The organism is Micromonospora gifhornensis, from assembly GCF_016863515.1.
In the GTDB taxonomy this organism is placed as follows: domain Bacteria; phylum Actinomycetota; class Actinomycetes; order Mycobacteriales; family Micromonosporaceae; genus Micromonospora; species Micromonospora gifhornensis.
The window spans coordinates 25115-42237 of sequence record NZ_BOPA01000033.1; the positions used below are offsets into that span (position 1 = coordinate 25115).

Below are 17123 nucleotides of genomic sequence, written 5' to 3' on the forward strand. Positions count from 1 at the left end.
GGGGCGACCCCGCCGCACGTGGGGTCAGGCGCGTAGGCGCAGACCGCGCGGGGTGGCCCGGAAGCCGGCGGCGGTGAGCGCGTCGTGCAGCGCAGAGGTGCGTACCGCCTCGCCGTCGGCCCGTTCCACCGAGATCGGCCCCAACGCGCCGGAACCGACGGCGTCGGCCAGGGCCTTCCCGGCACCGGCCAGCGCGTCGGCGTCGTCGGTGAAGGAGAGGATGGTCCGCCCACCCCGCTCCACGTAGAGCACCAGGTCACCGGCGACCAGCACCACCAGGGCACCGGCCTTGCGGCCGGCCCGGTGGCCGGTGGCCGGTGCCGCCGCGTCGCCGGAGTCGACCACCCGTTCCGGCCAGGGCAACGCTGCACCGTACGGGTTGGCCGGGTCGGTGGCGGCCAGCAGCACGGCCGGGCCACCACGGGCCGGCGTGGCGTCCAGCGTCTCGGCCAGGGCGCGGATCCGGTCCACCGCGCCGGGCACGGCGAACTGTGCCGCGCCGAGCCCGTCGACGAAGTAGCCACGTCGGGCGGCACCGCGTTCCTCCAGCGCGGCAAGCACCGGGTAGACCGCGGCGAAGCCACCGGACACCTGCTCGGCCACGACCGCTCCCCGGGTGAGCACGCCGTGTCGTTCCAGCAGCACGTCGGCCAGGGCGGCGGCCCGCCGCGTCGGGTCGACGTCGCGTTCCGGCAACCGGGACCACCGACCGGCCACCGTCGGTGGACCGCCCCGGCTGGGCAGCGCCACCCGCCCTGGGCGTCGGTAGCGGCCGCGTGTCGCCGCCGGTCGGGCCCGGTGCGCGCCGCCACCGCCGAGCACCGTCCGCAGCGGCGCCAGGGTGTCGTTGGTGAGGTGCCCGGCCCAGACCAGATCCCAGACGACCGTGGTCAACTCGGCGTCGTCGGTGGCACCGACCCGGTCGGACAGTGCCCGGAAGAACAACGCCTGACCGTCGCCGAGGGCGTCGAGCACCGCGTCGTGCAGGGGAGTACGCGCCAGTGCGTCGTCCGGCGGGGGCAGCAGCAGCGGCGCGACGTCGGCGTAGGCGAGGGTGACCCAACCGTCTCCGCCGGCGATCGCACCGGCACCGGCCCACACGACCTCGCCGCTGGCGCACAGTTCGTCGAGCAACGCGGGAGAGTAGTCGGCCACCCGGACCGGGAGCACCAGCCGCTCCAGCGCCGACGCCGGCATCGACACGCCCTGCAACTGCTCCACGACGGAGGCCACCGCCTCCACGCCCCGGGCCGACGAGCCGACCTGTTGCCACCGGGGCAGGAAGGTGGCGAGGGCGCGGGGCGGCACCGGCTCGATCTCCCGACGCAGCGCCGCGAGGGAGCGGCGGCGTAGCAGCCGCAGCACCTCCGCGTCGCACCACTGGGTGCCGACGCTGTCCGGGGTGAACTCGCCGGAGACCACCCGCCCGGTGGCGGCCAGCCGGCGCAGCGCCTGCTCCACCACGAAGACCCCCAGGCCGAACCGGGCCGCGCAACTGGCCGCCGGGAACGGACCGTGGGTGCGGGCGTACCGGGCGACCAGGTCGCCGAGCGGGTCGGCCACCGGTTCGAGGTACGCCTGCGCCACTCCCACCGGCAGCGCCACCCCGAGCGCGTCCCGCAGCCGACCGGCGTCCTCCACGACCACCCAGCGGTCCTGCCCGGCGATGCGTACCCGCAGCACCCGGCGGCCGGCGGCCAGATCGGTCAGCCAGTCCACCGGCACGCCACGCTCGGCCAACTCCTCGGCGCTCAGGTCGCCGAGCTGGCGCAGCAGCTCGACCACGTCCTCCGCGTCGCGGGGTCGGCGCTGCGGGGTCAGCCAGCGCAGCTGCCGCTCGGATTCGGTGAGCACCGCCGGGTCGAGCAACTCGCGCAGGTCGACCCGGCCGAGCAGCTCACCGAGCAGGGCCGAATCCAGGGCCAGGGCCGCGGCGCGGCGCTCGGCGAGTGGGGCGTCGCCCTCGTAGAGGAAGGCGCCGACGTACCCGAAGAGCAGGGAGCGGGCGAACGGCGACGGTCGGGTCGTCTCCACCTCGACCAGGCGTACCCGGCGGCCGGCGAGGTCGCGCATCACCTGCACCAGGGCGGGCACGTCGAAGACGTCCTGGAGGCATTCCCGGGCCGCCTCCAGGGTGACCGGGAAGTCGGCGTACTCGCGGGCGACGTCGAGCAGTTGCGCGGCGCGTTGCCGCTGCTGCCACAGCGGCTGCCGGCGGCGGGGGTCCCGGCGGGGCAGCAGCAGCGCGCGTGCCGCGCACTCCCGGAACCGGGCGGCGAACAGCGCCGAGGTGCCGACCGACTCCTCCACCAGCTGCGCGATCTCGTCGGGATCGAAGGCCACCACGTCGGCGCCGGGTGGGCTGTCGGCGGTGTCCGGCAGGCGTACGACGATGCCGTCGTCGGAGGGCAGGACCTGGGCGTCCAGGCCGTGGCGTTCGCCGAGTCGACGGGCGACGGCCAGCGCCCACGGTGCGTTCACCCGGGCGCCGAGGACGCTGTGCACGGCCAGCCGCCAGTCGCCCAGCTCGTCGCGGAACCGCTCGACCACCACCGTCCGGTCGTCCGGCAACGCGCGGGTCGCGGCCTGCTGTTCGCGCAGGTACGCCAGCAGGTTGCCGGCGGCCCAATCGTCCAACCCGGTGGCCCGCAGCGCCGCCGTGGCCTGCTCGTCGCCGTGACGCAGCAGGGTCCGGATCCGGGCCCCGATCGCCCGGCCCAGCTCCACCGGGCGGCCCGGCTGGTCGCCCTTCCAGAACGGCATCTTGGCCGCCTGCCCGGGCGCGGGGGAGACCAGCACCCGGTCCGGGGTGATCTCCTCGATCCGCCAGGAGGAGGAGCCGAGCAGGAAGACGTCGCCGACCCGGGACTCGTAGACCATCTCCTCGTCCAGCTCGCCGACCCGGGCGGCGCGTTGCGCGCCGGCCAGGAAGACGCCGAACAGCCCTCGGTCGGGAATGGTGCCGCCGCTGGTCACCGCGAGTCGCTGCGCGCCCGGCCGACCGGTCAGCACGTCGGTGGCGCGATCCCAGACCAGCCGGGGACGCAACTCCGCGAAGGCGGTCGACGGGTAGCGCCCGGAGAGCATGTCGAGCACGGCGTGCAGGGCCGAGTCGGGCAGCTCGGCGAAGGGTGCCGCCCGGCGCACCACCGCGGCCAGGTCCCCGACCCGCCACTGGTCCAGCGCGACCATCGCGACGATCTGCTGGGCGAGCACGTCCAACGGATTGCGGGGATGGTGCAGCTCCTCGATGGTGGCCTCGCTCATCCGCTCGGCGACCACCGCACAGGAGAGCAGGTCGCCCCGGTGCTTGGGCAGCACCACGCCGCGCGACACCGCGCCGACCTGGTGCCCGGCCCGGCCGACCCGCTGCAGACCGGCGGCGACGCTCGGCGGTGCCTCGATCTGCACCACCAGGTCGACCGAGCCCATGTCGATGCCGAGTTCGAGGCTGGAGGTGGCGACCACGGCGGGCAACTGACCCGCCTTGAGCGACTCCTCGATGTGCCGGCGTTCCTCCCGGGAGACGCTGCCGTGATGCGCCCGGGCGATCACCGGCGGGGCGCCGGTCACCGCACCGGCCTGAGCCATCATCAGCGCCGGGGTGCGGTGGGCGCCGGTCGGTGCCGTCGGCGACTCGCCCACCGGCTGCTCGGCGGCGAGTTCGTTGAGCCGGGCACAGAGCCGCTCGGCGCTGCGGCGGGAGTTGGTGAAGACGATTGTCGAACGGTGGGCCTGGATCAGGGCGTAGACGCGCTCCTCCAGAGCGGGCCAGATCGACGCGGTGCGCGGACCGCCCAGCTCGTCCCCGGGGGCTGGTGCCTCGTCGAGGCGGGTCATGTCCTCCACCGGCACCTGGACGCTGACCTCGATCGTCTTGGCGCTGATCGGGGCGACGACCTCGACCGGGCGGGCACCGCCGAGGAACCGGGCACACTCGTCGACCGGTCGGACCGTCGCGGAGAGCCCGATCCGCTGCGCCGCCGCCGGCAACAGCTCGTCGAGCCGCTCCAGGGACAGCGCCAGGTGCGCGCCGCGTTTGGTGCCGGCCACCGCGTGCACCTCGTCCACGATCACCGTCTCGACGCCGCGCAGCGAGTCGCGTGCCGCCGAGGTCAGCAGCAGGAACAGCGACTCCGGGGTGGTGATGAGGATGTCCGGTGGGGTACGGGCGAAGGCCCGGCGTTCGTCGGCCGGGGTGTCGCCGGTACGCATCCCGACGGTGATCTCCGGCGGGGGTAGCCCGAGCCGGCTGGCGGCCTGCCGGATGCCCGCCAGCGGGGTGCGGAGATTGCGTTCGACGTCGACCGCGAGCGCCTTGAGCGGGCTGACGTAGAGCACCCGGCACCGGTGTCGGGGATCGGCCGGGGCGGGCTCGCGGGCCAGCCGGTCGAGCGACCAGAGGAACGCGGCGAGGGTCTTGCCGGACCCGGTCGGTGCCACGACCAGAGCGTTGCGGCCCGCGGCGACCGCCGTCCAGGCACCCGCCTGGGCGGCCGTCGGCGCCTCGAAGGCGGCGCTGAACCACTCCCGGGTCGCCGCACCGAAACGGGGGAGCGTCGAGTCGCCCGTCGGTGCTGCGCTGGAGTCCACCAGCCCATCCTGCACCGAGGCACCGACAGACGCGGACCGGCACCGGGGGCAAACTGAGGAGATTAGGGGGTTATTAAAAGGCTCATCGCTGTTTGAGCGCTTAATCCGTTAAGTCTTACTTAACTGCTTGCTTGTGGCAGGCAACATAAAGTAACTTCACCCGCGGCGTGCTGAGCGGGGAGGAGGTCGGATGGCCGTCGAGCAGCGGGGCCCAGGATCCGGCACCGACGTTCTGATCCGCAAGGTCGACAGTCGGGTCGTCGCTCTGCGTGCCGGGCTGCGTGGCCCCGACCTCGAGTTGGCCGAACGGCTCGCCAGCTGCCTGCGGGAGCTGGTCGTCGTCACCGCACAGGCCAGCGCCGCCGACCGGGCACAGGTGCGGGTCGCCGTGCACTACTTCGTGCTGCGTCGGGAGAGTCGGGGCCGACTGCTCTCCGTCCGCTCCCTGACCGCCACCCAGCGGCTGGTGAACGAGGCGGCGCGGCGCATCGGCCGGCCGGATCTGATGGTGGAGCCCGCGCGCGACCCGGCGCGGCCCTCGCACAGCTGACCGCGCGCCACCGGCCACCACCAGCGCACCGCGTCCGACGCGCAGCACCCGCACCGCGTCCGACGCGCAGCCGGCGTCGTGCCACCGCAGCGGCGGTGGCACGGCTGGCCGAGGACCGTCATGCCATTGCGGCAAGGTGCATCAGATATGGGGCTTTTTCGCCAAAGTCGCCTGGCTTGCGGTGAAACTATCGTCTGATCCCTCTTAGGCGCCAGCACGCGAAAAGGGCGCCGCTGCCCCACCTCGACGGGAGCGCGCGTGCTCGTACTGCTGACCCTGCACCTGACGGCAGCCATCGTGGCGCCGCTACTGGTGCGTCGGTGGGGACCGCGTGCCTGCTACCCGCTGGCCCTGGCACCCGCCGCCGCGTTCGGGTGGGCGTTGGTGCGTACGCCGGACGTGGCGCACGGCGGCGCGGTGGTCGAGACGTACCCGTGGATCTCGCAGTTGGGGTTGGACCTGGCGCTGCGGATGACCACCCTGTCCTGGCTGATGACGCTGCTGGTCGGCGGTGTCGGCGCGGTGGTGCTGGTCTACAGCGCGCGCTACCTGCCGGCGGACGCCGTCGGCACGGCCCAGTACGCCGCCGTCATGGTCGGCTTCGCCGGGGCGATGCTCGGGCTCGTCCTCGCCGACGACCTGCTCCTGCTCTACGTCTGCTGGGAACTGACCACCGTCCTGTCGTACCTGCTGATCGGGCACAGCGCCGAGCGGCGTTCGGCCCGCTGGGCGGCGGGTCAGGCGTTGATCCTGACCACGCTCGGTGGCCTGGCCATGCTTGTCGGGTTCATCATGCTCGGCCACCACGCCGGCACCTACCGTTGGTCGGAGATCGCCGCGCGCCCGTTGCCCGAGGGCACGTACCTGGTGGTTGCGGTGCTGCTGATCCTGCTCGGCGCGTTGTCCAAGTCGGCGCTGCTGCCGTTCACCTCGTGGCTGCCGGTGGCGATGGCGGCGCCGACACCGGTGAGCGCGTACCTGCACGCCGCGGCGATGGTGAAGGCGGGCGTCTATCTGCTCGGCCTGTTCGCCCCGGTGCTGGCCGGGGTCGCGCCGTGGCGACCGGTGGTGCTGGTCGCCGGGCTGGCCACCATGGTGATCGGCGGCTGGGCGGCGCTGCGGCAGCACGATCTGAAGCTGCTGCTCGCCTACGGCACGGTCAGTCAACTCGGCCTGCTGGCGGTGACGATCGGCGTCGGTACCGCGGACGCCGCGCTGGCCGGCGTGGCGATGCTGGCCGCGCACGCGCTGTTCAAGGCGACGCTGTTCCTCGTGGTCGGCGTGATCGACCACGGTGCCGGCACCCGGGACCTGCGCAAACTCTCCGGGCTGGGACGCGCCGCACCGGTGCTGGCCGGCGTCGCCGTGCTCGCCGCCGCCTCCATGGCCGGCGTGCCGCCGTTGCTCGGGTTCGTGGCCAAGGAGGCGGTGTTCGCCGCGTTCACCGACCGACCGGTGGTGTTGGCGGTGCTGGTCGTCGGCACCGTGCTCACCGTCGCCTACAGCCTCCGGTTCCTCTGGGGCGCCTTCGGCAGCCGCCCGGGGATCGCGCCGACCAGGCTGGGGCGGATCCCGCCGACGATGCTGCTGCCGCCGGCCGGACTGGCCCTCGTCGGGCTCGCCGCCGGGTTGGCCGCCGGCCCGGTCGACCACCTGCTGCGGCCGTACGCCGAGAGTTTCGGGCCCGTGCACGCGCACCTGGCGATCTGGTCGGGCCTCAACCTGGCGCTCGGACTGTCGGTGCTGGTCCTGGCCGGCGGCGCGGTGGTGTTCTGGTTGCGCCGTCCGCTGGCCCCCGCGCTGGCGCGGGTACGCGCGCCGGTCACCGGTCAGCAGGGGTACGAGTGGGTCACCCACCGCTTCGACCGGGTCGCGGTGGACGTCACAAGCGTCACCCAGCGGGGTTCGCTGCCGCAGTACCTCGGTCTGATCCTGCTGGTGCTGGCCGCCGTGCCCGGTGGTGTGCTGCTGTACATCCAGCCGTGGCAGTACCCGATCGCGCTGTGGCTGACGCCGGCCCAGCCGGTGGTGCTGGTGGTGATCAGCGTGGCGGCGCTCCTCGCCGTGGGCGCCCGTCGCCGGATGACCGCGATGCTGCTGGTCGGCATGACCGGCTACGGCACCGCGATGTTCTTCGTGCTGTACGGCGCTCCCGATCTCGCGCTGACCCAGTTCCTGGTGGAGACCGTGACGATCGCGGTCTTCGTGCTGGTGCTGCGCCGCCTGCCGAAACGGTTCTCGGTGCGTCCGCTGTGGAGCAGCCGTTGGCTCCGACGGGGGATCGGGGCGATCGTGGGGCTGACCGTGGCCGGCCTCGCCGTCGCCGCCGCAACCGCCCGGCACGCGCGCAGCATCTCGGAGGACTTCCCCCAGCTCGCCGTCGAGCAGGGACACGGCCGCAACGTGGTGAACGTGACGCTCGTCGACATCCGCGCCTGGGACACCCTGGGTGAGTTGTCGGTCCTGGTGGTCGCCGCGACCGGGGTGGCCAGCCTGGTCTTCCAACGGTCCCGCACCGGCCCCCGGCCACGTCGACTGGACGTCGACCGGGGCGAGGTCCTCGCCGGTCGACCGGTCTGGCTGCGTGGCGGTGCCACCCTGCACGAGCGCAACCGTTCCCTGGTGCTGGAAGTGGTCACCCGGTTGATCTTCCACACCGCCGTGTTGTTCTCGTTCTACCTGCTGTTCTCCGGCCACAACGCGCCCGGCGGCGGCTTCTCCGGCGGGCTGGTCGCCAGCCTGGCGCTGACCATGCGGTACCTCGCCGGTGGTCGGTACGAACTGGCCGAGGCCGCGCCGGTCAACGCCGGCACCGTGCTCGGGGCCGGGTTGGCGGTGGCGGTCGGCGGCGCGTTGGCCAGCATGTTCGCCGGTGGCGAGGCGCTGGAGAGCGCCAAGATCGACTTCTGGTTGCCGCTGGTCGGCGACTTCTACCTGGTCACCTCGCTCTTCTTCGACGTCGGTGTCTACCTGGTGGTGATCGGGTTGGCGTTGGACGTGCTGCGCAGTCTCGGTGCCGAGGTCGACCGGAACATCGAATCCTCGGGCGGGCGGCCCGGGGTGCTCGCCGTCGAACGTGGGAGAGGGCGGCGCAGGTGACCGGTACCGGTGCGAACCTGGTGTCCTTCCTCGCGATCGGGATCCTCGTGGGGTGCGGCGTGACCCTGCTGCTGGAACGCAGCCTGAGCCGGGTTCTGCTCGGCGTCATCCTGATCAGCAACGGGATCAACCTGCTGATCATCTTCGGCGGACGGCCCGGCGGGGCGCCGGTGGCCGGGGTCACCGACCCGGCGGCGATGAGCGATGCGCTGCCGCAGGCCATGGTGCTCACCGCCATCGTGATCACCTTCGGCTTCACCGCCTTCCTGCTGGCCATCAGCTACCGCAGTTGGTACCTGGACGGCGACGACGAGGTGCCCGACGACATCGAGGACCAGCGGATCAAGCAACGCGCCGCGCGCAAGGAGGTCTCGACCGTCGACTTCGGTGAGGAGCCACCGGAACTCGACCCCGAACAACTCGACGCGCCCGCACCCGGGCGGCGGCGCGGGGAGGGGCCGGGATGATCCGGTACGCGTCGAAGCCCGGCCGGAGCGGACGATGAGCGCGCTCGTACCGCTGCCGGTGCTGCTGCCGTTGCTGGGCGCGGCACTGACGCTGCTGCTGGCGAATCGGCCCCTGCCGCAGCGGATGGTGAGCGTCGGCAGCCTGAGCGCCACCCTGCTGGTGTCGGTGCTGCTGCTGATGCGGGCCTACCAGCACGGGCCACTTGTCGTCCAGATCGGCGCCTGGCCCGCACCGGTCGGCATCGTGCTGGTCGCCGACCAACTGGCCGCGCTGATGCTGGTGGTCTCCTCGGCGGTGACCCTCTGCGTGCTGCTCTACTCGATCGGCCAGGGTCAGGGGGAGACCGGTGAGAGCGCGCCGCTGGCCATCTTCCACCCCACCTACCTGGTGCTGACCGCCGGCGTGACCAACGCGTTCCTCGCCGGTGACCTGTTCAACCTGTACGTCGGCTTCGAGATGCTGCTCGCCGCGAGCTTCGTCCTGATCACCCTCAACGGCACCCGGCTGCGCATCCGTACCGGCTCCACCTACGTGGTCGTCAACGTGCTGGCCTCGATGATCTTCCTGATCGCGGTGGGCCTGGTGTACGCGGCGACCGGCACCCTCAACCTGGCCCACCTCGCCGCCCGACTGGACGCCCTGCCCGACGGGGTCCGGCTGAGCCTGCAACTGATGCTGCTGCTGGCCTTCGGCATCAAGGCGGCGGTCTTCCCGCTGTCGGCCTGGCTGCCCGACAGCTACCCGACCGCCCCGGCCCCGGTCACCGCCGTCTTCGCCGGCCTGCTCACCAAGGTCGGCGTGTACGCCATCATCCGGACCCAGACGCTGCTCTTCCCCGGTGGGCAGGCCGGCACGCTGCTGCTGGTGGTGGCCGGGTTGACCATGCTGGTCGGCATCCTCGGCGCGGTGGCCCAGTCGGACATGAAGCGGCTGTTCTCGTTCACCCTGGTCAGCCACATCGGCTACATGATCTTCGGAGTCGGGCTCAGCACGGTGGCCGGCCTGGTCGGCGCGATCTTCTACGTGGTCCACCACATCACCATCCAGACCACCCTCTTCCTGGTCGCCGGCCTGGTCGAGCAACGCACCGGCAGCACCGACCTGCGCCGCCTCGGCGGGCTGGCCCGGGTGGCGCCCCTGCTCGGACTGCTCTTCTTCGTCTCGGCCATGAACCTCGCCGGCATCCCACCGTTCTCCGGGTTCCTCGGCAAACTCGGCCTGCTCCAGGCCGGCGCGGCCGTCGGCGGAGCGTTGCCCTGGACGCTCGTGGCGGTCGGCACGATCACCAGCCTGCTCACCCTCTACGTGGCCAGCCGGGCGTGGAGCATGGCGTTCTGGCGGGTGCCCTGCGTGACAGGCAACTCGAACGCACCGCTGCCCATGTTGACGGTCGGCGCCACCACGGCCCTGGTGGTCCTCGGCGTGGCCCTGACCGTGGCGGCCGGACCCCTGTTCGACGTGACCACGGGCGCGGCGGTCGACCTGCGGGAACGAACCCCGTACATCCATGCCGTCCTACCGGGCGGCCCACCGTGACCCGGCCGGAGCCGGACGCGACGCCCACCCAGGGCATGCGTTCCCGGCTGGGACGTCGACGCGACCGGGTGTTGGCGGTGGGCTGGCTGGTGGTGGCCTGGAACCTGTTCTGGGGCGATTTCAGCTGGGCGAACCTGCTGGGTGGGTTGCTGGTGGCCGCGGTGGTGGTGGTGTTCTTCCCGCTGCCACCGGTGACCTTCGACGGTCGACTGCGGCTGCGTGGGCTGCTGGTGTTCACGGTGCGGTTCGTCGGCGAACTGATCCGGGCCAGCCTGCACGTGGCCCGGATCGCGGTGCAGCCCGGCTACGTCCCGCGCTCGGCCATCGTGGCGGTCCGACTGCGGGTGCCCACCGATCTCAACCTGGCGCTCACCGCCGAGGTGCTGTCGCTCGTCCCGGGCACCCTGATCGTGGAGACGGATCGGCAGGCCGCGGTTCTCTACGTGCACGTGCTCGACGTGCACGGCCCCGCGGATCTCGTCGCCGCCCGCCGGCAGGTCCGCATCGTGGAGCGGCGGATCGTCGCCGCGGTCGGCTCGAACGCCGAGTTGCGTCAGGTGCTCTCCGTACCCGTCGACAAGGAGTTGTCGTGACCTTCCTTCTCGGTCTGATGATCGCCGGCCTGCTCTCCGTGGCCGCGCTGCTCGCCCTCGTCCGGCTCTACCGGGGGCCGTCGTTGCTCGACCGGGTGGTCGCCGCCGACATGCTGCTCGCCACGATGGTCGGCGCGGTGGGCGCCGAGGCGGCGCTCAACCGGCACGCCAGCACGCTGCCCGTACTGGTGGTGCTGGCCCTGCTCGGCTTCGTCGGCTCGGTCTCCCTGGTGCGCTTCGCCGTCCGGGAGCAGTCGTGACGCCGCCCGCCGCCGGGCCGGGCGGGACGGTGTCGGGCGGGACGGCGACGGCCGTGGACTGGGCCGCCCTCACCGTGACCGACGTGGCGGACTGGCTCGGTGCCGTCAGCCTGGTCGCCGGTGCGTTGCTGAGCCTGGCCGCCGCCGTCGGGGTGCTGCGGTTCCCCGACACGCTGAGCCGGATGCACGCCGCCACGAAGCCGCAGGTGCTGGGTGTGCTGTTGCTGCTGCTCGGGTTGGTGCTGCGGCTGCGTACCCTCTCCGACCTCGGCATGGTCGCGCTGGTGGGCGTCTTCCAGTTGGCCACCGCCCCGGTCGCCGCCCAGATGATCGGTCGGGCCGCCTACCGCACCGGACGCTTCGATCCGGGCCTGCTCGACGCCGACGAACTGGCCGACCGCTGACGGTGACGGATGGGTCTGCTGGTGACTGCGAGGTGTGGGTGACGCGCGGGCCGGCGGACCTTTCACATGCCGAGGGCGCGGGCTGCCCAGCCCCCACGACGGGGGCGGCCGGGCCGGTAGAATGACCGCATGATCGACTCTTCTGCCCAGGAGGGCAGCAGTAGCCAGCCGGGTAAGCCCCGGCATCCACATGACCCGATGACCCCGGGAGCCCTGAGCCTCCCGTGTTGATCCTCGTCGGTCTTCTCCTGATCATCGTTCTGACCGTCGCGACGGGTTACTTCGTCGCGCAGGAATTCGGCTACGTCGCCGTCGACCGGGGCAAGCTCAAGCAGCGCGCCGCCGAGGGTGACCAGGCATCCGCCCGGGCACTGGAGGTGACCGCGCGGCTGTCGTTCATGCTCTCCGGCGCTCAGCTCGGCATCACCGTCACCGCCCTGCTCGTCGGTTACGTGGCCGAGCCGTACCTGGGCGCCGGACTTGCCGAACTGCTCGGCGTGGCCGGGGTCTCCTCCGGCGTCACGCTGCCGCTGTCCGTCGTGCTGGCTCTGGTCATCGCCACTGTGGTGCAGATGGTGGTGGGCGAGCTGGCCCCGAAGAACCTGGCCATCGCCCGACCCGAGCCGGTCGCCCGGGCCCTGTCCCGGTCCACCCTGTTCTACATGGCGATCGCCGGCCCGCTGATCAAACTGTTCGACCGGGCCGCGGTGCGGCTGCTGCGTCGGGTCGGCATCGAGCCGATCGAGGAACTGCCCAGCGGCGCCACCCCGGAGGACCTGGAACAGATCATCGCCGAGTCCCGCCTGGAAGGGCACCTCGACGCCGAGATGTCCGAGCTGCTCGACCGGGGGCTCGACTTCCGTCAGCTGACCGCCGGCGAGGTCATGGTGCCCCGGGTCGACGTGCACACCGTACGCGCCGACGAGACGATCAGCCGGGTGGTCGAGCTGCTCGACACCGGCCGCTCCCGCTTCCCGGTGCGCGGTGCCGAGGGAGTGGACGACCTGATCGGCGTGGTCGGCATCTCCGACGTGCTCCGGGTGCCCCCGGCGCAGCGCGCCACCACCCCGATCAGCGAGGTCGCCGTACCACCGTTGCTGGTGCCCGAGACGCTGCCGCTGCCGACGGTCCTGGACCGGCTGCGCTCCGGGCACCGTCAGCTGGCCTGCGTGGTCGACGAGTACGGCGGCTTCGCCGGCGTGATCACGCTGGAGGACATCGCCGAGGAGCTGGTCGGCCCGATCCGCGACGAGGACGACCCGCCGGAGCGGGCCCCGGCCCGGCAGGACGACGGCTCCTGGGTGGTGCCGGCGCGCTGGCGCATCGACGAGGTCGCCGACAGCACCGGCATCTCGCTGCCCGAACATCCCGAGTACGACACCCTCTCCGGTCTGGTCATGCGCGAGCTGGGCCGGGTGCCCGAGGTCGGGGACCGATTGGAGATCGACCTGCCTGCCGACGGTGACAACGCCGAGGTCTCCCCGAGAGCCCTGGTCGAGGTGCTCGCGGTCGACCGGCACGTGGCCGACTCGGTCCGCCTGCAGTTGGCCGGCGGCCGTGAGGAGGTGACCGCGTGAGCACCGGATTCGCGCTGATCACCTCGGTGGTCCTGCTCGCCCTCAACGGGTTCTTCGTCGCCGCCGAGTTCGCCCTGGTGGCGAGCAAGCGGTACCGCCTGGAGCAGGCGGCGGTCGGCGGTGGCCGGGCGGCCAGGGCCGCCCTCGACGGCGTACGAGAGCTGTCGCTGATGCTGGCCGGCGCGCAACTGGGCATCACCCTGTGCACGCTGGGCCTCGGTGCGCTGGCCGAGCCGGCGATCGAACGCCTGGTGGGGCCGCTGCTGCACGCCGTCGGCCTGCCCTCCGGCGCCAGCCACGTGATCGCGCTGATCTTCGCGCTGAGCCTGGTCACCTTCCTGCACCTGGTGGTCGGCGAGATGGCGCCGAAGTCCTGGGCGATCACCCACCCGGAGCGCTCCGCGCTGCTGCTGGCCCTGCCGTTCCGGGCCTTCGCCCGGGTGGCCCGGCCGGTGCTGTCGGCCCTCAACGCAGTGGCCAACGCGATGCTGCGGCTGGCGAAGGTCAACCCGCAGGATCAGTTGGCGCAGGTGCACGGCCCGGACGAGCTGCGGATGCTGCTGGAGCAGTCCCGCGAGCACGGCCTGCTCGGTGCCGCCCAGCACGAGTTGCTGACCAGCATGCTGGAGCTGCAGGGGACCACGGTGGCCCAGGTGATGGAGCCGTTCGACCGGATGGTGACGGTCCGCCTCGACGACCCGGTCGAGCGGATCGAACAGGTCAGCCGGGACAGCGGCCGGTCGCGGCTGGCGGTGCTGGACGCCGCCGGTGACGTCTGCGGTCTGGTGCACGTACGGGAGGCGGTACGTGCCGCCGCCGTCCGGCCCGATGCCACCGCAGCGGATCTGATGAACGACGCGATCACCTTGCCCGACACGGCGACGGTGACCGAGGCGGTGGCCGTGATGCGGGCCCGCCAGTCCCAACTGGCCATGGTCCGCAACGGCGCCGGTCCGACCCGACCGGTCGGCTTCGTCGCCCTGGAGGATCTGCTGGAGGAGGTCATCGGTGAGTTCGACGACGAAACCGACACGATCCCGCGCGCGGTACGCCGGCTGAGGTAGGAGCGACGCGGATGCGGCTGACGGGGGTGTCACCGGGCGGTACGGGCCTGACGGTGCAGACCGCGTTGGCCAATCCGAGCACCCGCCCCGGCCTACGGCTGCCGGGGCGGGTGAACCTGATCGCCGGTTCCGTCGACGTGCCGGTCTACCACGTCCGGCTCGGCCTGGTCAGCACGGTCGAGCCGGACGACCCGGAGGCGCCCCGCCGCCTGGTGCAGTTCCACCAGGCGCAGGTGTCCGACGCGCTGGTCCTGCGGGCGGGGCGGGCCCGGTCGATCCCGTTCGAGTTCCCGTTGCCCTGGGAGACCCCGGTGACCACGCTCGGCGGCGTACCGCTGCTCAGCCTGCGGATGGGGCTGCGCACCGAGGTGGCCATCGAACCGGCGCTGGACCAGGGCGCGATGGTGCCGATCTTCGTCCACCCGCTCCCCACCCAGCAGCACATCCTCGGCGCACTGGACACCCTCGGCTTCAGTGCGCGGCAGTCCGGTCTGATCGACGGCCGGCTGCCCGGGGTGGAGCAGACGCTGCCCCTGCACCAGCGGTGGGGGTTCTGGGTCGGCCCGCTCTACGCCGGGCCGATCACCGAACTGGAGGTGATCTTCGTGACCAACTCCGCCGGCCTTGAGGTGATCCTCTGGTGCGACCGTCGGCTGGCGTTGGCGGGCATCACCCACACCAGCATCAGCCGGTTCCGGATCTGGCACGTCGACGCCGACAAGCGGGACTGGACCGCCACGGTCGACGGCTGGCTACGCGAGACGATCAACCGGCACGCCGCCGCCGCGGCGCACGCCGACTGGTCGGCGAGCATCAACGAGTCCGCCCACGTCAGCCGCCCGCCCGACCAGCCGATCCCGCCCGGCTACGGCCTCGGTGGCACGGCCGGTGGTGCCGGCACCGGCGGCGACGGCACCTGACCCTTCCGCCCGCGCGCCGAGCCGCCGAGCCGCCGAGCCGAGGTGTTAACAGGGGGCCCTTTCACTACCTCAGGCGTTAACAAGGTGCCCTTCCTTGCACCTCAGCCCTGGGCGAGCTTGACGCCGAAGCCGAGGAAGAGCGCGCCGACGGCGGTGGTCGCGCCGGCGGAGAGCCGGCGACGCTGGCGGAACTGGGCGGCCAGGAAGGTGCCCGCGAAGATCAACGCGGTCAGGTAGAGCGCGCTGGTCACCTGGGCGATCAGGCCGAGCAGCAGGAACGACAACGCCGGCCACGGGTAGGTCGGGTCGACGAACTGGATGAAGAACGAGACGAAGAACAGGATCGCCTTCGGGTTGAGCAGGCTGATCACCAGCGCCTTGCGGAACGGGCTGCGCATCTCCGCCGGCTGCGCGGCGTCGATCAGGCGCGGGGTGGTGGGATCGTTGCGGTCCCGCCAGCGCCGCCAGGCCGCGCGCAGCATGGTCAACCCGACATAGCCCAGGTACGCCGCACCCGCGTACTTGATCACGAGGAAGACCGGCGGGTACGCCTTGAGCAGCGACGCCACCCCGGCGGCGGAGAGGAACATCAGCACCCCGTCGCCGACGAACACCCCGGCCGCCGCCCGGTAACCGGTGCCCACCCCGCGTCGCGCGGCGGTGGAGAGTACGAACAGCGAGTTGGGCCCGGGCAGCAGCACGATGGCCACGGTGCCCAGCACGTACGTCCAGATGTCGGTGATCCCCAGCACGCTGGACATCATCAGGCCGAAGGCGCCTTCGCGCGAAGCCTTTCCCGCAGCCTGACCTGTGCATTCGGCCACTCTTCGACGGTCATCGAATACTGGACGGTGTCCCGCCACGAGCCGTCCGGGCGCAGGCGGTGCTTGCGCAGCACGCCCTCGCGGATGGCCCCGAGCCGCTCGATGGCGCGCTGGGAACGTTCGTTGCGGATGTCGGTGTGCCAGACCACCCGCACCGCCCCCAGGTCGCCGAAGGCCCGCTCCAACAGCAGCAGCTTGGCCTCGGTGTTGATTCGGGTACGCCACCACGGCCGACCGAGGAAGGTGTGCCCGATCGCCACCGACCGCCGTTCGGGATCGATCTCGTAGTACGAGGTGGTGCCGACCACCGCGCCGGTCACCGCGCAGCGCTGCACCCACGGCACCTGCTCACCCCGCTGCCAGGCACCCAGATAGGCGCGGACAGCGGCCGCCAGTTCGTCGACGGTTGTCGGCTGAGGCGACCCGAGGTGCTGCCACACCTGCGGGTCGGCGGTCGCGGTGAACAACTCGTCGGCGTGGGCCAGGTCCAGCGGTTCCAGCAGCACGTGCTCGCCGCGCAGCACCACCGGCTCGTGCCACGCGGTGTGGGCTGGTTGCAGCTGTGCCGCCGGCTGGGCTGGTTGTGGGTGTGCGCCGGTGAGGGTTGGCCGCAGATAGGGCGGCACCGGCACGGTGACCCCGACGTCCGGCTCGGGCAGGCCCGCCGTCAGCCGCAGCGGGATCACCCCGGCCCAGTGCGGCAGCGCGTGGTCGGCCGGCTCCTCGCTGACGCCACCGGCACGGGAACGTACCGAGACCTCGGTCAACGGCAACGCCAGCACGGCGGTCTCGGCCAGTTCCCGCCGGTTCGGTGGCCGACTGTCCGCCGCGCGCCCGGCACCGACCTTCTCCACCAGGGCGGTCAGCACATCGGCCTTCTCCGTGGCATCGGTGACCAGTCGGGCCGTGCCGTGCGCGATGACCGAGCGGTAGTTGGCGCTGTGGTGGAACTGCGAGCGGGCGTAGACCAGTCCGTCGAGCAGGGTGACCGCCACGCAGACCGGCAACCCGTCACCACGGGCGGCCAGCAACGGCCGGCTGCCGGTGGAGCCGTGCAGGTAGAGCGTGTCGCCGAGGCGTACGTGCAGGGTGGGCAGCACCCGCGGCTCACGGTCCACAGTGAACCCTAGAGCGCAGTGGTATGCCTCGTCGAGCACGGCGTGGGCGGCGGCGCGGTCGTAGCTCATCCGCTCCCGGGAGCGACTGGCGGTCGTGCGGGCGGTCGGCGTGTACAT

The 17123-nt window shown here is 72.3% G+C and carries 13 protein-coding genes; 10 read left to right on the forward strand and 3 right to left on the reverse strand.

Translation table 11 applies throughout. The features are described from left to right. Positions 1-24: 24 nt before the first annotated feature. Complete coding sequence (locus tag Vgi01_RS22390; protein WP_204292257.1) at positions 25-4608, reverse strand: ATP-dependent helicase; 4584 nt, start codon at positions 4606-4608, stop codon at positions 25-27. Positions 4609-4783: 175 nt separating this feature from the next. Between Vgi01_RS22390 and Vgi01_RS22395 the strand changes: the two genes are divergently transcribed. From Vgi01_RS22395 to Vgi01_RS22440, 10 genes are all read left to right on the forward strand, one after another. Next, positions 4784-5143, forward strand: a complete 360-nt coding sequence (locus tag Vgi01_RS22395; RefSeq protein ID WP_013732216.1) for a hypothetical protein — start codon at positions 4784-4786, stop codon at positions 5141-5143. 258 nt (positions 5144-5401) lie between these two features. Beyond that, positions 5402-8242, forward strand: coding sequence for a Na+/H+ antiporter subunit A (locus tag Vgi01_RS22400; protein WP_204292258.1), 2841 nt, complete (start codon positions 5402-5404; stop codon positions 8240-8242). Continuing rightward, complete coding sequence (locus tag Vgi01_RS22405; RefSeq protein WP_013732218.1) at positions 8239-8709, forward strand: Na(+)/H(+) antiporter subunit C; 471 nt, start codon at positions 8239-8241, stop codon at positions 8707-8709. The genes Vgi01_RS22400 and Vgi01_RS22405 overlap by 4 nt, the downstream gene beginning before the upstream one ends. 34 nt (positions 8710-8743) lie before the next feature. Next, positions 8744-10246, forward strand: coding sequence for a Na+/H+ antiporter subunit D (locus Vgi01_RS22410; protein WP_204292259.1), 1503 nt, complete (start codon positions 8744-8746; stop codon positions 10244-10246). Then, positions 10243-10839, forward strand: a complete 597-nt coding sequence (locus tag Vgi01_RS22415; protein ID WP_204292260.1) for a Na+/H+ antiporter subunit E — start codon at positions 10243-10245, stop codon at positions 10837-10839. The genes Vgi01_RS22410 and Vgi01_RS22415 overlap by 4 nt, the downstream gene beginning before the upstream one ends. 17 nt (positions 10840-10856) lie before the next feature. Next, a complete protein-coding gene (locus tag Vgi01_RS22420) occupies positions 10857-11099 on the forward strand; it encodes an MrpF/PhaF family protein (RefSeq protein WP_238358597.1) in 243 nt (80 codons plus the stop codon). Beyond that, on the forward strand, positions 11096-11503 hold the full coding sequence (mnhG, locus tag Vgi01_RS22425; RefSeq protein ID WP_373307016.1) for a monovalent cation/H(+) antiporter subunit G: 408 nt from the start codon (positions 11096-11098) through the stop codon (positions 11501-11503). Before Vgi01_RS22420 ends, mnhG begins: the two co-directional genes overlap by 4 nt. A 224-nt stretch (positions 11504-11727) precedes the next feature. Further along, positions 11728-13080, forward strand: coding sequence for a hemolysin family protein (locus tag Vgi01_RS22430; RefSeq protein WP_102659626.1), 1353 nt, complete (start codon positions 11728-11730; stop codon positions 13078-13080). After that, positions 13077-14144, forward strand: coding sequence for a hemolysin family protein (locus tag Vgi01_RS22435; RefSeq protein WP_102659625.1), 1068 nt, complete (start codon positions 13077-13079; stop codon positions 14142-14144). Before Vgi01_RS22430 ends, Vgi01_RS22435 begins: the two co-directional genes overlap by 4 nt. 11 nt (positions 14145-14155) lie before the next feature. Continuing rightward, positions 14156-15064 carry a sporulation protein gene (locus tag Vgi01_RS22440; RefSeq protein WP_102659624.1) on the forward strand — a complete coding sequence of 303 codons (909 nt, stop codon included), beginning with the start codon at positions 14156-14158 and terminating at the stop codon, positions 15062-15064. Positions 15065-15165: 101 nt separating this feature from the next. Here Vgi01_RS22440 and leuE read toward each other — a convergent pair whose 3' ends face one another. Together leuE and Vgi01_RS22450 are read right to left on the reverse strand one after the other, a co-directional pair. Further along, positions 15166-15828 (reverse strand): leucine efflux protein LeuE, encoded by a 663-nt coding sequence (gene leuE / locus Vgi01_RS22445; protein ID WP_102659623.1) that lies wholly within the window; start codon positions 15826-15828, stop codon positions 15166-15168. Then, positions 15828-17123 carry a bifunctional pyridoxamine 5'-phosphate oxidase family protein/GNAT family N-acetyltransferase gene (locus tag Vgi01_RS22450; protein ID WP_204292261.1) on the reverse strand — a complete coding sequence of 432 codons (1296 nt, stop codon included), beginning with the start codon at positions 17121-17123 and terminating at the stop codon, positions 15828-15830. Before Vgi01_RS22450 ends, leuE begins: the two co-directional genes overlap by 1 nt.

Coding starts and splice junctions, on each gene's coding strand:
- Vgi01_RS22395 (WP_013732216.1), top strand. CDS start 4,784: ATGGCCGTCGAGCAGCGGGGCCCAGGATCCGGCACCGACGTTCTGATC.
- Vgi01_RS22410 (WP_204292259.1), top strand. CDS start 8,744: ATGAGCGCGCTCGTACCGCTGCCGGTGCTGCTGCCGTTGCTGGGCGCG.
- Vgi01_RS22420 (WP_238358597.1), top strand. CDS start 10,857: ATGATCGCCGGCCTGCTCTCCGTGGCCGCGCTGCTCGCCCTCGTCCGG.
- Vgi01_RS22440 (WP_102659624.1), top strand. CDS start 14,156: ATGCGGCTGACGGGGGTGTCACCGGGCGGTACGGGCCTGACGGTGCAG.
- leuE (WP_102659623.1), bottom strand. CDS start 15,828: ATGATGTCCAGCGTGCTGGGGATCACCGACATCTGGACGTACGTGCTG.
- Vgi01_RS22450 (WP_204292261.1), bottom strand. CDS start 17,123: ATGTACACGCCGACCGCCCGCACGACCGCCAGTCGCTCCCGGGAGCGG.